Below are 22,692 nucleotides of genomic sequence, written 5' to 3' on the forward strand. Positions count from 1 at the left end.
TTCAGATATTCGTTACGTACTTGCGTTACGTGCCTGAGCGGATCAGCCGAGCCGCAGCCCGCGCCAGATCCTGATCACTTCTCGCCGCTCCGTCTGGAAGTGCTCGCCGCTCACGACCCCGGCCTCCTTCTGCAGTGCCAGGCGGTGTGCGGCTGCGCGATAGGCCTTGTAGGCCTCCTGCAGGAGACGGACGTCCTCGCTGGCGATCAGGCCAGCCCGTTCCAGTCCTTCCAGAATGCGGATGTTGTCGGTGAATTCGAGCAGCGCCGGGTGTTCTCCGGACCAAGCTAGAACCGCATATTGCACCATAAATTCGATATCGACGATACCACCGGCGTCGTGCTTGAGATCGAAGGCTGCCGAGGCCTCGAAGGCATTCGAGGCAGTGCCGGCGGCGGTCGCGCGGGTGCCCAGGTTGTCGCGCATCTTGGCGCGCATCTCGCTGACTTCGGTACGCAACGCGTCGAGATCGCGCGGCCGCGCCAGCACCTCGGCGCGCACCGTCTCGAAGGCCGCCTGCACGCGCCGGCAGCCGGCCAGCACGCGGGCGCGGACCAGCGCCTGGTGCTCCCAGGTCCAGGCTTCCTGCTCCTGGTAACGCTGGAACGCTCCCAGCGAACTCACCAGCAGGCCGGCCGCGCCGCTCGGACGCAGGCGCATGTCGACCTCGTAGAGAGTACCGGACGGGGTCTGCGCGGTGAGGAAGTGAATGATCTTCTGCCCCAGGCGGGTGAAGAATTGCGCGCCATCGATGGACCTGGCGCCATCGGTCTCGCACTGGGGGTCGCCATCATGGATGAACACCAGGTCGAGGTCCGAGCCGTGGCCGAACTCCAGCCCGCCGACCTTGCCGTAGCCGACGATGACGAAATCCGGATCGCACGGCGTGCCGTCGGCGCGCAGCGGCCGGCCGTGGCGCTGCACCAGTTGCCGCCAGGCCAGCTCGAGGACCTCGACGAGGATCGCCTCGGCCAGCCAGGTCAGGTAGTCGCTGACCTTCATCAACGGCAGCGTGCCGGCGATCTCCGAGGCCGCCACCCGCAGGCCGTGGGCCAGCTTGAAGTGGCGGAGGGTCTCCATCTGCTGCTCGAGGTCGTCCTCGGGAATCCGCATCAGCCGTTCGCGCAGCTCGGCGGCCAGCTCGGCGGCCTGCGGAGGACGGAACAGGCGCCCCTCGTTGAGCAGCTCGTCGAGCAGGATCGGGAACCGCGCGATCTGCTCGGCGACCATCGGACTGGCCGCGCACAGCGTCAGCAGACGCTCCAGCGCGCCGGGATTCTCGGTCAGCAGCACCAGGTAGGCGGAACGCCGCGCCACCGCCTCCACCAGCGGCAGGACCCGTTCCAGCACCAGGTCCGGCTGGGGATTTTCCACGGTCATCGCCAGCAGGCGCGGAACGAAGGCATCCAGGCGCTCCCGGCCGAGACGCTGCATGGCCCGCACCTGCGGACCATGACGGAGGTCGCTCAGGCGCTTCCAGGCCGCCGCGGCATCGACGAATCCGGCGTCGGCCAGCTGCCGACCGGCCGCCTCCTCGTCCAGCGCCTCTTGCCATAGCGGAATCCACTCGGCCCCGACGCCACCGCAGTCGGCCTCGCCGCTCTCGTCCTCGTCCGGGTCGGCGATCACCTGGCGGAAATGCCAGTCGATGCGCCCCCGCCAGTGGCTCAGGCGCTCGTGGAATGCGGCCCAGCTGGCGAAACCCATGATGAAGGCGACGCGGATGCGGTCGTATTCGTCGCTGGGCAGCATCTGCGTCTGGCGGTCGGCCAGTGCCTGGATGGCATGCTCGGCGTAGCGCAGGAACTCGTAGCCGCCGCGCAGCTCCTCGACCACCGCCGGCGGCAGGTAGCCCTGCCCCTCCAGGGTCGCCAGCACTTTCAGCAGCGGCCGCTGTTGCAGGCTCAGGTCGCGTCCGCCATGGATCAGCTGGAAGGCCTGGGCGATGAATTCCACTTCGCGGATGCCGCCCTCGCCCAGCTTTATGTTTTCCGACATGCCCTTGCGCCGCACCTCCTGCTGGATCAGCTGCTTCATGGTGCGCAGCGCCTCGATGGCGGAAAAGTCCAGGTAGCGCCGGTAGACGAACGGCCGCAGCATGCCGAGCAGTTGCTCGCCGGCCTGCCGGTCGCCGCCGACCACCCGCGCCTTGATCATCGCGTAGCGTTCCCAGTCGCGCCCCTGGTCCTGGTAGTACTGTTCCAGCGCGGCGAAGCTGTAGACCAGCGGCCCGCTGGAGCCGTAGGGGCGCAGGCGCATGTCGACGCGGAAGACGAAGCCGTCGACGGTGATCGCGTCCAGCGCCTTGATCAGCTTCTGCCCCAGGCGGGTGAAGAACTCCTGGTTGTCCAGCGAACGCTTCGCCCCCTCGGTCTCGCCGCCCTCCGGGTACCCGAAGATCAGGTCGATGTCCGACGACAGGTTGAGCTCCACCGCGCCCAGCTTGCCCATGCCGAGGATCACCATCCGCTGCGCCTCGCCGGAGCGCCGGCCGATCGGCGTGCCGAACTGCTCGCACTGGCGCCGATGGAGCCACTCGCAGGCCAGGTCGATGCAGGCGTCGGCCAGGGCCGACAGGTCGCGACAGGTTTCCGCCAGCGCCGCGCGGCGGGTCAGGTCGCGCCAGATGATGCGCACCTGCTGGCGGGTGCGGAAACGCCGCAGGCGACGACCGAGCTCGTCCTCGTCGGCGCAATCCTCCAGCCGCGCCTGCAACTGGCCGCGCAGTTCGCCGGGCGCCAGCGGGTTCTCCAGCTCGCCGCGCTCGGCCAGCTCCAGCAGCATCGCCGGGTCGCGCACCGTCTGCTCGGCGACGAAATCACTGGCCGCAGCCACTCGCCGATAGTCCTCCAGGCGCTGCGCGGGCCAGGCGTCGAGACGGGCCGGAGCGGCTTCATCGAGGGTGGCGACGGCGTTACGAAGGGCATTCCCGGCGCGTTCGGCGGCGGGCAGCAGGGTGGCCGGCAGATTCACCGGCGAAGGCAGGCTCATGGTCTATCCTGTTTGGGCTTCCGACCGAAGACCACAGGCTCGACGCACAACGTCGGAAAGGCTCTACAGCGGGCCTTATAGCCTGACAGCGACAATCGAAATGTAGTTTTACTACTAAAAATTGTATCCAGAGGGCTGTTTCTCAGACTGATCTGTAGTAAAACTACAAGTAGCCGGGTACACCCCCGGAGAACATCCAAGAATTAGCTGCGGTCGCCCACGAGGCCGGCCGCTCACCTATGGCATCCGATTCTGGAAGCCTTTCCGCCCTGGAGCAAGCCATGCAAGACCTCGATCCCGTCGAAACCCAGGAATGGCTGGACGCCCTGGAGTCCGTACTCGACCGCGAAGGTGAAGACCGCGCTCACTACCTGATGACCCGCATGGGCGAGCTGGCCAGCCGTAGCGGCACCCAGCTGCCCTACGCGATCACCACGCCCTACCGCAACACCATTCCGGTAACCCACGAAGCACGCATGCCCGGCGACCTGTTCATGGAACGCCGGATCCGCTCCCTGGTACGCTGGAACGCCCTGGCGATGGTGATGCGGGCGAACAAGCACGACCCGGACCTGGGCGGCCACATCTCCACCTTCGCCTCCTCGGCGACCCTCTACGACATCGGCTTCAACTATTTCTTCCAGGCCCCCACCGACGAACACGGCGGCGACCTGGTGTTCTTCCAGGGCCACGCCTCCCCCGGCGTCTACGCCCGCGCCTTCCTCGAAGGCCGCATCAGCGAGGAACAACTGGAGAACTTCCGCCAGGAAGTGGACGGCAACGGCCTCTCCTCCTACCCGCACCCCTGGCTGATGCCGGACTTCTGGCAGTTCCCCACCGTGTCCATGGGCCTTGGCCCGATCCAGGCGATCTACCAGGCACGCTTCATGAAGTACCTGGAAAGCCGTGGCTTCATCCCCGCCGGCAAGCAGAAGGTCTGGTGCTTCATGGGTGACGGCGAGTGCGACGAGCCGGAATCCCTCGGCGCGATCTCCCTGGCTGGCCGCGAGAAACTCGACAACCTGATCTTCGTCATCAACTGCAACCTGCAGCGCCTCGACGGCCCGGTACGCGGCAACGGCAAGATCATCCAGGAGCTGGAAGGCGTGTTCCGCGGCGCCGAGTGGAACGTCAACAAGGTCATCTGGGGCCGCTTCTGGGACCCGCTGTTCGCCAAGGACACCGCCGGCCTGCTGCAGCAGCGCATGGACGAGGTCATCGACGGCGAATACCAGAACTACAAGGCGAAAGATGGCGCCTACGTGCGCGAGCACTTCTTCGGCGCGCGTCCGGAACTGCTGGAAATGGTCAAGGACCTTTCCGACGAGGAAATCTGGAAGCTCAACCGCGGCGGCCACGACCCCTACAAGGTCTATGCGGCCTACCACCAGGCGGTCAACCACAAGGGCCAGCCGACCGTCATCCTGGCCAAGACCATCAAGGGCTACGGCACCGGCAGCGGCGAAGCGAAGAACATCGCGCACAACGTGAAGAAGGTCGATGTGGACAGCCTGCGCGCGTTCCGCGACAAGTTCGACATCCCGGTCAAGGATGCCGACCTGGAGAACCTGCCGTTCTACAAGCCTGAAGAAGGCAGCGCCGAAGCCAAGTACCTGGCCGAGCGCCGCGCCGCGCTGGGCGGCTTCATGCCGGTGCGCCGGCAGAAGAGCATGAGCGTGCCGGTTCCGCCGCTGGAGACCCTGAAGGCCATGCTCGATGGCTCCGGCGATCGCGAGATCTCCACCACCATGGCCTTCGTGCGGATCATCTCGCAACTGGTCAAGGACAAGGAACTCGGCCCGCGCATCGTCCCGATCGTGCCGGACGAGGCCCGTACCTTCGGCATGGAAGGCATGTTCCGCCAGCTCGGTATCTACTCCTCGGTCGGCCAGCTCTACGAGCCGGTGGACAAGGACCAGGTGATGTTCTATCGCGAGGACAAGAAAGGCCAGATCCTCGAGGAAGGCATCAACGAGGCCGGCGCCATGTCCAGCTGGATCGCCGCCGGGACCTCCTACAGCACCCACAACCAGCCGATGCTGCCGTTCTACATCTTCTATTCGATGTTCGGCTTCCAGCGCATCGGCGACCTGGCCTGGGCCGCCGGCGACAGCCGCGCGCACGGCTTCCTGGTCGGCGGCACCGCCGGGCGCACCACGCTGAACGGCGAAGGCCTGCAGCACGAGGACGGCCACAGCCACCTGCTGGCCTCGACCATCCCGAACTGCCGCACCTACGATCCGACCTACGCCTACGAACTGGCGGTGATCATCCGCGAAGGCTCGCGGCAGATGATCGAAGAGCAGCAGGACATCTTCTACTACATCACCGTGATGAACGAGAACTATGTCCAGCCGGCCATGCCCAAGGGCGCCGAGGAAGGCATCATCAAGGGCATGTACCTCCTCGAGGAGGACAAGAAGGAAGCCGCTCACCACGTGCAACTGCTGGGCTCCGGCACCATCCTGCGCGAAGTCGAGGAAGCGGCCAAGCTGCTGCGCAACGACTTCGGCATCGGCGCCGACGTCTGGAGCGTGCCGAGCTTCAACGAGCTGCGTCGCGACGGCCTCGCCGTCGAGCGCTGGAACCGCCTGCACCCGGGCCAGAAGCCGAAGCAGAGCTACGTCGAGGAGTGCCTGGGCGGCCGTCGCGGCCCGGTGATCGCCTCCACCGACTACATGAAGCTCTACGCCGAGCAGATCCGCCAGTGGGTTCCCTCCAAGGAGTACAAGGTGCTCGGCACCGACGGCTTCGGCCGCAGCGACAGCCGCAAGAAGCTGCGCAACTTCTTCGAGGTGGATCGTCACTGGGTGGTGCTGGCCGCGCTCGAGGCGCTGGCCGATCGCGGCGACATCGAGCCGAAAGTGGTGGCCGAGGCCATCGCCAAGTACGGTATCGATCCGGAGAAGCGCAACCCGCTGGATTGCTAATTCGCTCCATACTCCCCTCGGCAGCGAGGGGTTTCGAGCACGCCGGCGCCGCCACCGGGCGACGCCGGCTCACAACGAACCAAGGACCAAAAGTCTTTGTTTTGCGCGCCGCACAGCGGTGGTGGCACGTAAAAGGAGAGGAATGTGAGCGAACTCATTCGCGTACCCGACATCGGCAACGGTGAGGGTGAAGTCATCGAGCTGCTGGTCAAGCCCGGCGACAAGGTCGAGGCCGACCAGAGCCTGCTGACCCTGGAATCCGACAAGGCCAGCATGGAAATCCCCTGCCCCAAGGCCGGGGTGGTGAAAAGCATCAAGGCGAAGGTCGGCGACACCTTGAAGGAAGGTGACGAGATCCTCGAGCTGGAAGTGGAAGGCGGCGAACAGCCCGCCGAGGCCAAGACCGAGGCAGCGCCTGCCCAGCAGGAAGCGCCGAAAGCCGAAGCGCCTGCTCCCGCCCCGAGCGAAAGCAAGCCGGCAGCCCCCGCCGCGGCCAGCGTCCAGGACATCAACGTCCCGGACATCGGCTCGGCCGGCAAGGCCAACGTCATCGAGGTGATGGTCAAGGCCGGCGACACCGTCGAGGCCGACCAGTCGCTGATCACCCTGGAGTCCGACAAGGCCAGCATGGAAATCCCCTCGCCGGCCTCCGGTGTGGTGGAAAGCGTGACGATCAAGGTCGGTGACGAAGTCGGTACCGGCGACCTGATCCTCAAGCTCAAGGTCGAAGGCGCCGCTCCGGCAGCCGAAGAGAAGCCGGCGGCCGCTCCGGCCCAGGCCGCGGCACCCGCCGCCGAGCAGAAGCCCGCCACGGCGGCCCCCGCGCCGGCCAAGGCTGATGCCGCGGCCCCGGTCGGCGCGCCCAGCCGCGACGGCGCCAAGGTGCATGCCGGCCCGGCCGTGCGCATGCTGGCCCGCGAGTTCGGCGTCGAGCTGAGCGAAGTGAAGGCCAGCGGTCCGAAAGGCCGCATCCTCAAGGAAGACGTCCAGGTCTTCGTCAAGGAGCAGCTGCAGCGCGCCAAGTCCGGCGGCGCGGGAGCCACCGGCGGTGCCGGCATCCCGCCGATCCCGGAAGTCGACTTCAGCAAGTTCGGCGAAGTGGAAGAAGTGGCGATGACCCGCCTGATGCAGGTCGGCGCCGCCAACCTGCACCGCAGCTGGCTGAACGTGCCGCACGTGACCCAGTTCGACCAGTCGGACATCACCGATATGGAAGCCTTCCGCGTCGCCCAGAAAGCCGCGGCGGAGAAGGCCGGGGTCAAGCTGACCGTGCTGCCGATCCTGCTCAAGGCCTGTGCCCACCTGCTCAGGGAACTGCCAGACTTCAACAGTTCGCTGGCCCCCAGCGGCAAGGCGCTGATCCGCAAGAAATACGTGCACATCGGCTTCGCCGTGGACACCCCGGACGGCCTGCTGGTCCCGGTGATCCGCGACGTCGACCGGAAGAGCCTCCTGCAGTTGGCCGCCGAGGCCGCCGAGCTGGCCGACAAGGCCCGCAACAAGAAGCTCTCCGCCGATGCCATGCAGGGCGCCTGCTTCACCATTTCCAGCCTCGGCCATATTGGCGGCACCGGCTTCACGCCGATCGTCAACGCGCCGGAAGTGGCGATCCTCGGTGTGTCCAAGGCGACCATGCAGCCGGTGTGGGACGGCAAGGCCTTCCAGCCGCGCCTGATGCTGCCGCTGTCACTGTCCTACGATCACCGGGTGATCAACGGCGCCGCCGCGGCGCGCTTCACCAAGCGCCTGGGCGAGCTGCTGGCGGACATCCGCACCCTGCTCCTGTAATACCTGCGCCGCTCCCGGGGGAGCGGCCAGCCCCTCTCGCGAGCAAGCCACGCTCGTCTCTCGGCCCCACCGGATGGTGGGGCTTTTTTTGTCCACCCGGGCCTCGGCGCGATCCCCGCCTCCCACTCGCCATCCAGGCGCAAGCCCGCCCCGCCACCAGGCGTCCCGCGCCAGGCACGGCGAGCGGCAGGCAGGCGACGAAAGTTTCCGCACCCAGCGCCAACCCTAAGAAAAACAAGGCTTTTCCGGGAACCCGGCAATCCTCCGACCGTCCGGCGGTTTTTTCCGGCGAACGCTTAACTTGGGGCCTGCCGGGCCGATACAGAGTTACTTGTCAGACCAATCGGCATCATGCACCCTTTGCCAGCACCCCATCGAAACGGGTCGAGGCCTCCCCCTCGCTCAGTACCTGGAATCAGCCTCGCATGAAAAGTCATCCCGATGCCGCCAGCCGTTCGGCGGCCGAGGTTGTCACGCAGCTCCCCGTGCCATCGCGGCTCGGGCTGCTGCGTTTCGAGCGGCTGAACGAGCCGAGCTGGGCCCTGCTGTTCCTCGATCCCGCCTGCGAGCGCCAGCTCGGCCTGCCGGCGACCACGCTCTGCGCCCTGCTCGATGCGCCCTACGCCAGCCTGATGGAGCCCCAGGCCCGCCACCACCTGCACGAGCGGATCCAGCAGCAACTGGTGCAACGCCCCTACTACCAGGTGGGCTACAAGCTGCACACGCCCAACGGCGTGCTGCACGTGCTGGAATTCGGCGAACCGTTCAAGCAGCACGGCCGCCAGTTGCTGCACGGTTACCTGATGGTCGACGAACGACCGGCGCTCGCCGAGCACAGCGACGACCTGCTCGACCTGGAGTCGCAGAACCTGCGCCTGAAGGCCTCCCTGGATCTCTATCAGCGTTCCCAGGACGACCACCTGCAGCACCTGTTGCGCTCGCGCACCCAGCAGAACCTGATCGTCCGCCTGGCCCGCCACCGCTACCTGTCCAGCGACCCGCTGCTGGAAGCCGCGCAACTGATCACCCAGGCCGCCTGCGAAGCCTACGGTACGGCGCGGGCCGGCATCTGGCGGTTGCACGACGACCAGCGCCTGGAAGCGGTGACCGTCTACCGCCGCGACCTCGACCAGTACGAGAAGCCCCAGGGCATCGACGCCAGCCGCTATCCCGCCTACCTCGAGGCGGTCAACGGCGGACGCGCCATCGACGCCCATAACGCGCAGCGCGATCCGCGCACCCAGGAACTCTACAAGGACTACCTGAAGCCGCTGGGGATCAACGCCCTGCTCGACGCCACCATCCGCATCGGCGGCGAAGTGGTCGGCGTACTCTGCCTGGAACATGCCGGCGAAAACCGCATGTGGCAGAGCGACGAGATCGCTTTCGCCGGCGAGCTCGCCGACCAGTACGCGCAGGTCCTGATGAACCACGAGCGGCGCAATGTCTCCAGCGCCCTGCACCTGTTCCAGCGCGCGGTGGAACAGAGCGCCAGCGCCTTCCTGCTGATCGACCGCGACGGCGTGGTGGAATACGTCAACCCCAGCTTCACCTCGATCACCCAGTACAGCGCCGACGAAGTACGCAATCGCCGCCTGTCCGAGCTGCCGGCGCTGGAGAACCTCAGCGAACTGCTGTTCGACGCGCGCTCGGCGCTGACCCAGCAGAACAGCTGGCAGGGCGAGTTCCGCAGCCGACGCAAGAACCACGAGCCGTACTGGGGCCAGCTGTCGCTGTCGAAGGTCTACGACGACCTCGGCGAGCTGACCCACTACATCGGCATCTACGAAGACATCACGCAGAACAAGCTGGCCCAGCAGCACATCGAGAAACTCGCCTACCGCGACAACCTCACCGGCCTGGCCAACCGGCACTACTTCATCGGCGCCCTCGAGGAGCGCCTGGAAAGCAGCGGCGACCGTCCGCTCAGCCTGCTGCTGGTGGACATCGACAACTTCAAGCGGATCAACGACAGCCTCGGCCACCAGACCGGCGACAAGCTGCTGGTCAGCCTGGCCCGACGCCTGCGCAGCTGCCTCGGCGACGGCGCCACCCTGGCGCGCTTCGCCAGCAACGAATTCGCCGTGCTGCTCGACGATACCGCGGTGGAAAAGGGCGAAAGCATCGCCGCGCAGGTCCTGCACATGCTCGACAAGCCGCTGTTCGTCGACAACCAGCTGATCAACATCACCGGCTCCATCGGCCTGGCCAGCGCCCCGCAGCACGGCTGCGACCCGCAGACCCTGATGAAGTACGCCGGCCTCGCGCTGCACAAGGCCAAGGCCAACGGCAAGCACCAGGTCCAGGTGTTCACCGAGGCGCTGACTGCCGAGGCCAGCTACAAGCTGTTCGTCGAGAGCAACCTGCGCCGCGCCCTGGCGCAGAACGAACTGGCGGTGCACTACCAGCCCAAGCTGTGCCTGCGCAGCGGCCAGTTGCTCGGCCTGGAAGCCCTGCTGCGCTGGCAGCATCCGGAAAAAGGCATGATCCGCCCGGACCGCTTCATCAGCGTGGCCGAGGAAACCGGGCTGATCGTGCCGATCGGCAAGTGGGTGATCCGCGAAGCCTGTCGCCAGGCCCGCGAACTGGCCGAGGCCGGGCTGGGCGAGCTGCAGATCGCCATCAACCTGTCGCCCAAGCAGTTCACCGACCCGGACCTGGTCGGCTCGATCGCGGCGATCCTCCACGAAGAGAACATCCCGGCCAGCCAACTGGAGCTGGAGCTCACCGAAAGCCTGCTGCTGGACGCCACCGACGATACCCGCCAGCAACTCGAGCGCCTGAAGAGCCTGGGCCTGACCCTGGCGATGGACGACTTCGGCACCGGCTACTCGTCGCTGAGCTACCTGAAGAAATTCCCCATCGACGTGATCAAGATCGACCGCAGCTTCATCAAGGACATCCCGGACAGCCAGGACGACATGGAAATCACCTCGGCGGTGATCGCCATGGCTCACAACCTCAAGCTCAAGGTGGTCGCCGAGGGGGTCGAGAGCGCCGAGCAACTGGCCTTCCTCCGGCGCAACCGCTGCGACATCGGCCAGGGCTACCTGTTCGACCGGCCGATCCCCAGCGACCTGCTCAACACCAGCCTGCTGCGCTATCCCTGCCGCACCCTGCACTGATCGCCGAGGCCTCCCCCGCTGTCGCGGAAAGGCTGTACTCTCTCCTCATCCGCGAGTCATTCGCCTACCCCGAGCAGGAGACGAGAGCCATGGTTCTGCGTTCTGAAATCCTCACCAAGAAAAGCGAACTGCCCACCCCGGAGCAGGCCCTGCCGGGCCGTGAAAGCGCCATGCCGCTGCCCGAGGCGCACTTCGTCAACGGCCGCCCGCTGACCGCGCCGTTCCCCGCCGGGATGCAGCAGGTGCTGTTCGGCATGGGCTGCTTCTGGGGCGCCGAGCGCCGCCTGTGGCAGCAGCCGGGGGTCTGGGTGACCGCGGTGGGCTATGCCGGCGGCTACACGCCGAACCCGACCTACGACGAGGTCTGCTCCGGCCTGACCGGCCACAGCGAGGTCGTGCTGGTGGTCTACAACCCGCAGGAGACCAGCTTCGAACAACTGCTGAAGGTGTTCTGGGAAGCCCACGACCCGACCCAGGGCATGCGCCAGGGCGGCGACATCGGCACCCAGTACCGCTCGGTGATCTACACCTTCGACGCCGCCCAGAAGGCCGCGGCCATGGCCAGCCGGGAAAGCTTCCAGGCCGAACTGGCGAAGGCCGGCTACGACCGCATCACCACCGAGATCGCCGACGTGCCGCCGTTCTATTACGCCGAGGCCTACCACCAGCAGTACCTGGCGAAGAACCCCAACGGCTACTGCGGCCTGGGCGGCACCGGGGTGTGCCTGCCGGCCTGACGGCTATTCGGCCACCAGCCAGTCGAGACGCCAGCCACCCTGGCTCTGCGCCATGGCCTCGGCCAGCCAGGGCAGCAGGTCGCGCAGTTCGTCCTCCAGCGGCCACGGCGGATTGACGATGGCCAGCCCGGAGCCATTGAAGCGCTCGGCGGCGTCGATCGGATGCACGTGCAGCTCGGCACGCAGCAGCTTCGGCGCTGCGCTGCGTTCCAGGGCCTGGTAGAAACGCTTGAGCTGGCGCTCGTCCTTGATCGGATACCAGATCACCACCACCGTCTGGCGCATCCGTCCGATCGCCTCGTCGAGCGCGGCGACACAACGCTGCAGTTCGTCGGCCTGTTCGAAGGGCGGGTCGATCAGCAGCACCGCGCGCTTCTCCGGCGCCGGCAGGAACGCCCGCGGCAGCAGCCAGCCGTCGCCCTGGTGCACGGCGACCCGCCGCTCACCGGCCATGTTGGCCTTGAGCAGGCGGCCGTCCTCGGGATGCAGTTCGTTGAGCAGCACGCGGTCCTGGGCGCGGGTCAGGCGCCGCGCCAGTTCCGGCGAGCCCGGGTAGTAGCGCAGGGAACCGTCCGGATTCAGATGGCGGACCACGTCCAGGTAATCATCCAGCTGCTCGGGCAGCCCTTCGCGCTCCCACAGGCGGGCGATGCCCTGCTGCCACTCGCCGGTGCGGCTGGCCTCGTCACCCTGCAGGTCGTAGAGGCCGACCCCGGAGTGGCTGTCCAGGTAGGCGTACGGCGTGTCCTTGCGCCCGAGCAGGGCGAAGATCCGCGCCAGCACCAGGTGCTTGAAGACATCGGCATGGTTGCCGGCGTGGTAGGCGTGACGGTAGTTCATGATGACTGCTCCTTGGGCGCCGCCGTTGCCGGCGATCTCCGGCGGATACGCGCCGACAACGCGTCGGCGCAGGCCCCCGCCGGCAGGCGGGGCGCGGATTCTACCAGCCTCGCCAAGGCTTCGGCAGCGGCCGCGCCGTCGCAGGTTTGGCGCCTGTATCACGCATATCGATGTTGGTTGGCGACCTTCATTCACCAGCCTAGACTGCCCCGGCATATTCGCGCCGCGCGGCGCCGATGCTCCGCGCAGCCGCCCACGATTCCCTTCGCCGAGGTCGCCATGTCCGAAACCCTGCTCAGTTCCCGCAACCTGGCGTTCGAGCTGTATGAAGTCCTCGATGCCGAAGCCCTGACCCAGCGCCCGCGCTTCGCCGAACATAACCGCGAAACCTTCGACGCCGCGCTCGGCACCGCGCGCAGCCTGGCGGAAAGGCTGTTCGCCCCGCACAACCGCAAGGGCGACGAACACGAGCCGCTCTATGAGAATGGCTCAGCCACGCTGATTCCGGAAGTGAAGCCGGCGGTGGATGCCTTCCTCGACGCCGGCTTCCTCAACGCCACCCGCAGCTTCGAGCAAGGCGGCATGCAGTTGCCGACCCTGCTGTCGCAGGCCTGCTTCGCCCACTTCCAGGCGGCCAACGTCGGTAGCTCGGCCTATCCGTTCCTGACCATGGGCGCCGCCAACCTGATCGAGAGCTTCGGCAGCGAGGAGCAGAAGCAGCGCTTCCTGCAACCGATGATCGAGGGCCGCTTCTTCGGCACCATGGCCCTCACCGAACCGCACGCCGGCTCCTCCCTCTCCGACATCCGCACCCGCGCCGAACCGGCCGCCGACGGCAGCTATCGGATCAGGGGCAACAAGATCTTCATCTCCGGCGGCGACCACCCGCTGTCCGAGAACATCGTACACATGGTCCTGGCCAAGCTGCCGGACGCTCCGCCCGGGGTGAAAGGCATCTCGCTGTTCATCGTGCCGAAGTTCCTGGTCAACGCCGACGGCAGCCTCGGACCGCGCAACGATGTGATCCTCGCCGGCCTGTTCCACAAGATGGGCTATCGCGGCACCACCTCCACCGCGCTGAACTTCGGCGACAACGGCGCCTGCGTCGGCTACCTGGTGGGCAAGCCGCACCAGGGCCTGGCCTACATGTTCCAGATGATGAACGAGGCGCGCATCGGCGTCGGCATGGGCGCGGTGATGCTCGGCTACGCCGGCTACCTCTACTCTCTCGAATACGCCCGCGAACGCCCGCAGGGTCGCCTGCCGGACGGCAAGGATCCATCCGCGCCACAGGTCCCGATCATCCGCCATGCCGACGTGCGACGCATGTTGCTGGCCCAGAAGGCCTACGTCGAAGGCGCCTTCGACCTGGGCCTGTACGCCGCGCGCCTGTTCGACGACAGCCAGACCCTGGAGGACGACGAACAGCGCCGCCAGGCCCACGAACTGCTCGACCTGCTGACGCCGATCGTCAAGTCCTGGCCCTCGGAGTTCTGCCTGAAGGCCAACGAGCTGGCGATCCAGATCCTCGGCGGCCACGGCTATACCCGCGAATACCCGGTGGAACAGTACTACCGCGACAACCGCCTGAACCCGATCCACGAAGGCACCCACGGCATCCAGTCGCTCGACCTGCTGGGGCGGAAGGTCGGGCAGAACAACGGCGCCGGCCTGCGCCAGCTGACGCGCCTGATCCAGGACGCCTGCCGGCGCGCCGAAGCCCATCCGTCCCTGGCCGCCCTGCGCCAGCCGCTGGAACGGCTGGTGGCGCGGCTGTCCGAGGTGACCCTGGCGCTGCTCGGCGACCTGATGCAGGGCCAGGTCAACCAGGGCCTGGCCAACTCGGCGCTGTACCTGAAGGTGTTCGGCCATGCGGTGATCGGCTGGCGCTGGCTGGAGCAGGCGATCCGCGCCGAGGAAGGGCTGGCCCGCGGCGACTCCGCCGACACCGGTTTCTATCGCGGCAAATTGCAGGCCGCGCGCTACTTCCTGACCTGGGAAGTGCCCGGCTGCCACCACGAACTGGCGCTGCTGGAAGCCCGCGACGATGTCTGTTCGAGCATGCAGGAAGACTGGTTCTGAGCCTGCCTGCCCTTTCCCGCCCCGGTCACGTCCGGGGCTTTTTTATGCGCGCCGCGCTGTCCAGCGCCCGCCATTTGGGAAGGGTCCGGCGGCGAAACACGAGCGAACCGCCACGACAACGCCGAAGCCGCGGAATTCCTTTGAAAAAACCGCCGGCACCTCTTTGCAGCCCGCCAAATTCGCAGGTTAGAATCACTTGGCATGCGGCCTGCATCCTGTCTACGTAATTCCCCTACGTAAAACCGACCCGTAGCGTCGCCTTCCCCCTGTCTCGCCGCGAGGAGGCCGACCTTGGACGCCGTCACCGTCAACAATTTCTTCCTGATCGGGGCGGTGCTGGTCGGCATGAGCATCCTGGTCAGCTCGCTGTCCTCCCGCCTGGGCATCCCGATCCTGGTGATCTTCCTCGCCGTCGGCATGATCGCCGGCAACGACGGGGTCGGCGGCATCGTCTTCGACAACTATCCGATGGCCTACCTGGTGGGCAACCTGGCGCTCGCCGTGATCCTCCTCGACGGCGGCCTGCGCACCCGCGTCTCCAGCTTCCGCGTGGCGCTGTGGCCGGCGCTGTCGCTGGCGACCCTGGGCGTGCTGGTCACCACCGGCCTGACCGGCATCGCCGCCGCCTGGCTGTTCGACCTGCACTGGATGGAAGGCCTGCTGATCGGCGCCATCGTCGGCTCCACCGACGCCGCGGCGGTGTTCTCCCTGCTCGGCGGCAAGGGCCTCAACGAACGGGTCACGGCAACCCTGGAGATCGAGTCGGGGAGCAACGACCCGATGGCGGTCTTCCTCACCGTGACCCTGATCGAAATGCTCGCCAGCGGCCAGACCGGCCTCAGCTGGGGCTTCGTCCTGCACCTGCTGCAGCAGTTCGGCCTCGGCGCGCTGCTCGGTCTAGGCGGCGGCTGGCTGCTGCTGCAACTGATCAACCGCATGCACCTGGCCGGCGGGCTCTACCCGCTGCTGGTGATCAGCGGCGGCCTGCTGGTATTCGCCCTGGCCAACGCCGTCGGCGGCAGCGGCATCCTGGCCATCTACCTGTGCGGCCTGCTGCTGGGCAACCGGCCGATCCGCAGTCGCCATGGCATCCTGCACATGCTCGACGGCATGGCCTGGCTGGCGCAGATCGGCATGTTCCTGGTCCTCGGCCTGCTGGTCACGCCCCACGACTTGTGGCCGATCGCCCTGCCGGCGCTGGCCCTGGCGCTATGGATGATCCTGGTGGCGCGGCCGCTGTCGGTGCTGATCGGGCTGATCCCGTTCCGCGCCTTCCACGACCGCGAGAAAGCCTTCATCGCCTGGGTCGGCCTGCGCGGCGCGGTGCCGATCATCCTCGCGGTGTTCCCGCTGATGGCCGGCCTGCCGAACGCCCAGCTGTTCTTCAACGTGGCCTTCTTCATCGTCCTGGTCTCGCTGCTGGTACAGGGCACCAGCCTGCCCTGGGCGGCGAAGCTGCTGCGGGTGGTGGTGCCGCCGGACCCGGCGCCGATTTCCCGGGCCGGCCTGGAGATCCACCCGACCAGCGAGTGGGAACTGTTCGTCTATCACCTGAACAAGGAAAAGTGGTGCATCGGCGCCGCCCTGCGCGAGCTGAAGATGCCCGAGGGCACCCGGATCGCCGCGCTGTTCCGCGGCACCCAGCTGCTCCACCCGTCGGGCAGCACCATCCTCGAGGCCGACGACATTCTCTGCGTGATCGGCCACGAGCATGACCTGCCGGCCCTCGGCAAGCTGTTCAGCCAGGCCCCCGATCGCGGCCTCGGCGCGCGTTTCTTCGGCGACTTCGTGCTGGAAGGCGACGCCCAGCTGTCGGCGGTCGCATCCCTCTATGGCCTGAAGCTCGACGGCGTCGACGGCGAACAGCCGCTGGGCCGCTTCATCGCCCACGAGATCGGCGGCGAGGCGGTGATCGGCGACCAGGTGGAATGGAACGGCCTGACCTGGACCGTCGCCGCCCTGGAAGGCAACCGCATCCGCAAGGTCGGTGTGAAATTCCCGGAAGGTCGCGCGGGCCCGGGACTTTTCCTCTGATCTCCTGTCGAATACCCGCTTCGGGGCGTCTTGCGGCGCCCCGGGGCCGCCACTAACCTGCACTCACCCTTCTTCGAGTCCGTTCTCGACCATGCCTGCCCTCCGCCTCCTGATCGCCACCGTTTTCCTGAGCCTCTGCCTCGCCGGCCTGCCCGCCTTCGCCCAGGGCGAGCCGCCCTCGGCCGAGGAGGTCCAGCAGAGCCTCGACAAGCTGGCCGAGCGCAAGCTCGCCGAAGCCGACCAGAAGGTCGCCAAGGCCAGCCTCGAACAGACCCTCAAGTTCCTCGCCGCGCGCGACGAAGCGCTCCAGAGCCTGGAGGACCTGAAGAAGCGCCTGAGCGACGCGCCGCGCCAGATCGAGGACAACCAGCGCGAACTGGAGCGCCTGAAGAAAACCCGCGAGCGTCCGGTGAGCGAGCGCTACAGTGGCGAGAGCGCGACCCGCCTGGAAATGCTGCTCAACGAGCGCACCACCCAGCAAGCCGAATGGCAGAAGGCGCTGGGCGAGGCGAACAGCCTGTCGATCACCGCCGAGACCCGCCCGGAGCGGGCCCAGGCCGGGATCAGCAGCATGCAGGCGCGGATCCTGGAGATCGGCTCGCTGCTCAAGGCCGGCAAGGAAAGCGGCAAGGCGATCAACGCCGACCGCCGTGGCGAGCTGCTCGCCGAGCAGGCCGCGCTGGGCGTGCAGAGCCAGCTGCTGCGCCAGGAGCTGGCCGGCAACAACCTGCTGCAGGATCTCGGCAAGAGCCAGCACGACCTGCTCACCGAAAAAATCTCCCGCCTGGAAAAGGAAACCCTCGACCTGCAGGCGCTGATCAGCGAGAAGCGCCGCGAGCAGTCGGAAAAGACCGTCGCCGAGCTGTCCAAGGAAGGCGCCCAGGGCGCCGGCACCGACAGCCTGCTGAGCCGGGAGAACGCCAAGAACCTGCGTCTCTCCGACTACCTGCTGCGCGCCACCGACCGCCTCAACGTGCTCACCCGGCGCAACCTCGAGACCAGGCAGCAACTGGACAACCTGACCCAGTCCAACCAGGCCCTCGAGGAACAGATCAACGTGCTGCGCGGCAGCCTGCTGCTGTCGCGCATCCTCTACAAGCAGAAGCAGGCGCTGCCGAAGATCAAGGCCGACCAGAGCCTGGCCGACGAGATCGCCGATCTGCGCCTCGGCCAGTTCGAGCTGAACCAGGAGCGCGACAAGCTGGCCAACCCGCAGCAGTACCTCGACGACCTGCTCGCCCGGCAACCCAGCGAGCAGGTGACGCCGGAGCTGCGCCAGGATCTCGATACCCTGCTGGCGACCCGCTCCGAGCTGCTCGAACGCCTCAACCACGAACTCAACGCGCTGCTCAACGAAGCCATCACCCTGCAACTGAACCAGAAGCAGCTGCTGTCCACCAGCGAGAGCCTGCGCACCACCCTCGACGAGCAGATGTTCTGGATCCCCAGCAACCAGCCGCTGGACCTCTCCTGGTTCAAGATGACTCCGAGCCTGCTGAAGGCGCAGCTCACCGAGATTCCCTGGGGCTCCGGCGTGCGCGAGCTGGGCGAGGGCCTGGTCGACCGCCCGCTGCTGTTCCTGCCGCTGGTCCTGCTGATCGCCGCGCTGCTGTGGAAGCGCCGCTACCTGTACGACAAGCTGGCGGAGCTGAACGACGACATCGGTCACTTCAAGCGCGACAGCCAGTTGCACACACCACTGGCGATCCTGATCACCATCCTCCTGGCGCTGCCCGGCACCCTGACCTTCGCCGTCGCCGGCCTGGCCCTGCTGCTCGACGCCCGCGGGCAGAACGCCACCCTCGGCAGCGCCCTGCTGGAAATGGCCCAGGTCTGGCTGTTGTTCTATACCGCGCACCGCATCCTCACCCCGGGCGGCATCGCCGAGCGGCATTTCCACTGGAGCCGCGAACAGGTCGGTTTCCTCGACAGGCAACTGGTCCGCCTCGGCGTGGTGGTGCTGGCGCTGGTCGGCGTGGTGACGGTGGCCGAGCACCAGCCGGCGAGCCTGGCCGACGACGTCATCGGCATCGCCGTGGTTCTGCTCGGCTACGCGGCCATGGCCTGGCTGCTCAGCCGCCTGCTGTTCAGCAGCCCGGGCGAGGAACGCCCGTCGCTGATCAAGATGCTGGTCGGCATGCTCTTCACCGCGTTGCCCCTGGCGCTCTTCGTCGCGGTCTGCTTCGGCTACTACTACACCTCGCTGAAGCTCACCGACCGTCTCATCGACACCCTCTACCTGCTGATGCTCTGGTTCGTCATCGAGGCCGCCTTCGTCCGCGGCCTGAGCGTGGCGGCCCGGCGCCTGGCCTATGCGCGGGCGCTGGCGAAGCGGCAGCACGCGGCGAAGGAAGGCGCCGACGGCGAAACCAACGTCGAGGAGCCGACCCTCGGCATCGAGCAGATCAACCAGCAATCGCTGCGGCTGATCCGCCTGGCCCTGCTGATCGGCTTCATCGTCTGCCTGTACTGGGTCTGGGCCGACCTGATCAGCGTGATCTCCTACCTCGACAACGTCACCCTCTACCAGTACACCGCCGGCACCGGCGAAGCGGCCACCAGCGTGCCGATCAGCCTGCGCGACTTCCTCGCCGCGCTGGCCATCGCGGTGGTCACGGTAGCCCTGGCGCGCAACCTGCCCGGCCTGCTCGAGGTGCTGGTGCTGCAGCGCCTGACCCTGGCCCAGGGCAGCGCCTACGCCACTACCACGCTGCTTTCCTATGCCATCAGCGGCATCGGCATCGTCAGCGCCCTGTCCACCCTGGGGGTCAGCTGGGACAAGCTGCAATGGCTGGTGGCGGCGCTCTCGGTGGGCCTCGGCTTCGGCCTGCAGGCGATCTTCTCCAACTTCGTTTCCGGCCTGATCATCCTCTTCGAGCGCCCGGTGCGGATCGGCGACGTGGTGACCATCGGCAACCTGTCCGGCACGGTCAGCCGGATCCGCATCCGCGCCACCACCATCACCGACTTCGACCGCAAGGAAATCATCGTCCCGAACCAGACCTTCATCACCGGGCAACTGGTGAACTGGTCGCTGAGCGACACCGTGACCCGGGTCACCATCAAGATCGGCCTGGCCTACGAGACCGATCTGCCGCTGGCGCGCAAGCTGATGATGCAGGCGGTCAAGGAAAACCCACGGGTGCTGCGCGATCCGGAACCGTTGCTGTACTTCCTGACCATCAGCGCCAGTACCTTCGACTACGAGCTGCGCTTCCACGTGCGCGAGCTGGCCGACCGCAACCCGTCCACCGATGAGATCCTGACGAAGATCGCCACCAGCTTCCGCGAAAACAGGATCGACATGGCCTTCAACCAGGTCGACGTGTTCGTCAAGAACCTCCAGGGCCAGCAGGTCCAGTTGTTCGTCGGCGAGCCGCAGCACAGCGGCGCCGGCAATCCGCCCGCGCTCAAGGGCCAGGACGGCCCCGCCGAACCGACCCGCTGAGCCGGCGGGCCTGGACGCCCTCCGGCAAATCCCAGCACAATGCTCGGGAATTGCCGGAGGCCTCTCTTGAAATCACTCGACGACCTCGACTTCGACAACCGTTTCGCCCGCCTGGGCGACGCCTTCTCCACCGAAGTCCTGCCCGACCCCATCGCCGAGCCGCGCCTGGTGGTGGCCAGCCCGGCCGCCCTGGCGCTGCTCGACCTGCCCGCGGAGGCCAGCGACGAGCCGGTGTTCGCCGAACTGTTCGGCGGGCACAAGCTGTGGTCGGCAGCCGAACCGCGGGCGATGGTGTATTCCGGCCACCAGTTCGGCTCCTACAACCCGCGTCTGGGCGACGGCCGTGGCCTGCTGCTCGGCGAAGTGCTCAACCAGGCCGGCGAACACTGGGACCTGCACCTCAAGGGTGCCGGCCAGACGCCCTATTCGCGGATGGGCGACGGACGCGCCGTGCTGCGCTCGTCGATCCGCGAGTTCCTCGCTTCCGAGGCCCTGCCGGCGCTGGGCATTCCCAGCAGCCGGGCGGCCTGCGTGATCGGTTCGAGCACGCCGGTCTGGCGCGAGAAAAAGGAAAGCGCAGCGATGCTCCTGCGCCTGGCGCCCAGCCACGTGCGCTTCGGCCACTTCGAGTACTTCTACTACACCCGCCAGCACGACCAGTTGAAACAGCTGGCGGCGTTCGTCCTGGAACACCACTTCGCCGACTGCGGCGCAGCCGAGCGGCCGTACGCGGCGATGTTCCGCCAGGTCGTCGAGCGCAACGCCGAACTCATCGCCCGCTGGCAGGCCTACGGCTTCTGCCACGGGGTGATGAACACCGACAACATGTCGATCCTCGGCATTACCTTCGACTACGGGCCCTACGCCTTCCTCGACGACTTCGACGCCAACCACATCTGCAACCACTCCGACGATAGCGGCCGCTACTCCTTCAGCAACCAGGTGCCGATCGCCCATTGGAACCTGGCCGCCCTGGCCCAGGCGCTGACGCCACTGGTGGAAGTGGACGAACTGCGCGCCAGCCTCGAACTGTTCCTGCCCCTCTACCAGGCCCACTATCTCGACCTGATGCGCCGGCGCCTGGGCCTGGGCGTCGCCGTGGAGAACGACCAGACCCTGGTCCAGGAACTGTTGCAGCGCATGCAGGGCAGCGCCGTGGATTACTCGCTGTTCTTCCGTCGCCTCGGCGAAGATGCCCCGGAGCAGGCGCTGGCCCGCCTGCGCGACGACTTCGTCGACCGCGAAGCCTTCGACCGCTGGGGCGAGGCCTATCGCCGCCGCGTCGAGGCAGAAGGCGGCGAACAGGCCGCGCGGCGCCAGCGCATGCACGCGGTGAATCCGCTCTACGTGCTGCGCAACTATCTGGCGCAACAGGCCATCGAAGCGGCGGAACAGGGCGATTACACGGAAGTCCGCCTGCTGCACCGGGTACTGGCTCGCCCCTTCGAGGAACAACCGGGCATGGAGCGCTTCACCCGCCGTCCGCCGGACTGGGGGCGGCATCTGGAGATAAGCTGTTCTTCCTGAGGGGCGGCAGGCGCTACAGGCAAAAACGGAATAAACACCTGCGGAAAACTTCTTAGACGCACTAAGAAAAGCCGATTATCTTCGCGGCCAGTCTTATTCCAGCCTGTTCTACCACCCCTGTCAGGCGCCGTGCCGCATGAAGATACGCGACCTCGATCTCAGCCAGAGTTCGATCAACACCGAACACCAGGCTCTGGGTCTGCCGCCCGTCGAAGATTTCGTCACCCACCCGGACGACCATCCGGTGCTGCGCGCCGCCATGTGGGCGGCGGTACTGATCCTGGTCGGCCTGCTCGGTTTCCTGGCCTGGCGCCTGTTCTTCGACAACGGTGGCACCAGCGGCTTCGAGATCATCGAGAACGCCCTCACCAGCCGCAGCTTCTGGAGCGCAGTGGCGGTCGGCTTCTTCGCCCAGGTGATCGACGGCGCGCTGGGCATGGCCTACGGCATCACCGCCACCACCTTCCTGCTCAGCGCCGGAGCCACGCCCGCCGCGGCCAGCGCCAGCGTGCACATCGCCGAAGTGTTCACCACCGGCTTTTCCGGGATTTCCCACGTCAAGCTCGGCAACGTCAACAAGTCACTCTTCCTGCGCCTGCTGCTGCCGGGAATGATCGGCGCCGTGCTCGGCGCCGTGCTGATCACCCGCTTCGACGGCCACCAGCTCAAGCCCTTCATCTCCGCCTACCTGCTGCTGATGGGCCTGTACATCCTGAGCAAGGCCTATCGCCAGGTGATCAAGCGCCGGGCACCGCGCCACGTGGCCAAGCTGGCGCTATTCGGCGGCTTCGTCGATGCCGCCGGCGGTGGCGGCTGGGGCCCGGTGGTCACCAGCAGCCTGATCGGCTCGGGCAGCGACCCGCGCACCACCATCGGCTCGGTGAACTTCGCCGAGTTCTTCCTGACCATCGCCAGCGCCACCTCCTTCATCCTCCTCGCCGGCCAGCCGGACACCTGGAAGATGGTCGCCGGGCTGGTCTTCGGCGGCCTGTTCGCCGCGCCGTTCGCCGCCCTGCTGTGCAAGAGGCTGTCACCACGCACCCTGCTGGTCATCGTCGGCACCCTGATCAGCCTGATCAGCGCCTACAACATCTACATCGGCCTGCGCTGAAACCGACGCCGCCGCTCAGGCATAAGCGGCGAACACAACGGTCTGACCAGGCGCGCTTTTCCTTGCCCGGGCGCATTGA

General features: G+C 67.0%; 11 protein-coding genes. 9 read left to right on the plus strand and 2 right to left on the minus strand.

Annotation, left to right across the window (positions count from 1 at the left end):
• Positions 1 to 42 precede the first annotated feature (42 nt).
• On the minus strand, positions 43 to 2,991 hold the full coding sequence (gene glnE / locus B7D75_RS26015; RefSeq protein ID WP_053817862.1) for a bifunctional [glutamate--ammonia ligase]-adenylyl-L-tyrosine phosphorylase/[glutamate--ammonia-ligase] adenylyltransferase: 2,949 nt from the start codon (positions 2,989 to 2,991) through the stop codon (positions 43 to 45).
• Between the two features lie 281 nt (positions 2,992 to 3,272).
• Between glnE and aceE the strand changes: the two genes are divergently transcribed.
• From aceE to msrA, 4 genes are all read left to right on the plus strand, one after another.
• On the plus strand, positions 3,273 to 5,921 hold the full coding sequence (gene aceE, locus B7D75_RS26020; RefSeq protein ID WP_033999948.1) for a pyruvate dehydrogenase (acetyl-transferring), homodimeric type: 2,649 nt from the start codon (positions 3,273 to 3,275) through the stop codon (positions 5,919 to 5,921).
• 144 nt (positions 5,922 to 6,065) lie between these two features.
• Positions 6,066 to 7,709 carry a dihydrolipoyllysine-residue acetyltransferase gene (gene aceF / locus B7D75_RS26030; protein ID WP_034081261.1) on the plus strand — a complete coding sequence of 548 codons (1,644 nt, stop codon included), beginning with the start codon at positions 6,066 to 6,068 and terminating at the stop codon, positions 7,707 to 7,709.
• Between the two features lie 425 nt (positions 7,710 to 8,134).
• Positions 8,135 to 10,834 carry a phosphodiesterase DipA gene (dipA, locus tag B7D75_RS26040; protein ID WP_033999943.1) on the plus strand — a complete coding sequence of 900 codons (2,700 nt, stop codon included), beginning with the start codon at positions 8,135 to 8,137 and terminating at the stop codon, positions 10,832 to 10,834.
• A gap of 89 nt (positions 10,835 to 10,923) precedes the next feature.
• Positions 10,924 to 11,571: a peptide-methionine (S)-S-oxide reductase MsrA gene (msrA, locus tag B7D75_RS26045; protein WP_003156617.1), complete on the plus strand. Its 648-nt coding sequence runs from the start codon at positions 10,924 to 10,926 to the stop codon at positions 11,569 to 11,571.
• A gap of 3 nt (positions 11,572 to 11,574) precedes the next feature.
• On the opposite strand, the gene B7D75_RS26050 is transcribed toward msrA, so the two are convergent.
• Positions 11,575 to 12,411, minus strand: coding sequence for a 23S rRNA (adenine(2030)-N(6))-methyltransferase RlmJ (locus B7D75_RS26050; RefSeq protein ID WP_012077701.1), 837 nt, complete (start codon positions 12,409 to 12,411; stop codon positions 11,575 to 11,577).
• Between the two features lie 279 nt (positions 12,412 to 12,690).
• Between B7D75_RS26050 and B7D75_RS26055 the strand changes: the two genes are divergently transcribed.
• From B7D75_RS26055 to B7D75_RS26075, 5 genes are all read left to right on the plus strand, one after another.
• Positions 12,691 to 14,493 (plus strand): acyl-CoA dehydrogenase, encoded by a 1,803-nt coding sequence (locus B7D75_RS26055; protein WP_034081258.1) that lies wholly within the window; start codon positions 12,691 to 12,693, stop codon positions 14,491 to 14,493.
• A 291-nt stretch (positions 14,494 to 14,784) separates the two neighbouring features.
• Complete coding sequence (locus tag B7D75_RS26060; RefSeq protein WP_012077703.1) at positions 14,785 to 16,527, plus strand: potassium/proton antiporter; 1,743 nt, start codon at positions 14,785 to 14,787, stop codon at positions 16,525 to 16,527.
• A 91-nt stretch (positions 16,528 to 16,618) separates the two neighbouring features.
• Entirely contained in the window at positions 16,619 to 19,975 is a 3,357-nt protein-coding gene (gene mscK, locus B7D75_RS26065; RefSeq protein WP_107114568.1) for a mechanosensitive channel MscK, read from the plus strand.
• A gap of 66 nt (positions 19,976 to 20,041) precedes the next feature.
• A complete protein-coding gene (gene selO, locus B7D75_RS26070) occupies positions 20,042 to 21,502 on the plus strand; it encodes a protein adenylyltransferase SelO (protein WP_053814709.1) in 1,461 nt (486 codons plus the stop codon).
• 136 nt (positions 21,503 to 21,638) lie between these two features.
• Positions 21,639 to 22,613, plus strand: coding sequence for a sulfite exporter TauE/SafE family protein (locus B7D75_RS26075; protein WP_034081254.1), 975 nt, complete (start codon positions 21,639 to 21,641; stop codon positions 22,611 to 22,613).
• Positions 22,614 to 22,692: the final 79 nt, after the last annotated feature.

This window comes from Pseudomonas paraeruginosa, from assembly GCF_003025345.2.
Classification (GTDB): domain Bacteria; phylum Pseudomonadota; class Gammaproteobacteria; order Pseudomonadales; family Pseudomonadaceae; genus Pseudomonas; species Pseudomonas paraeruginosa.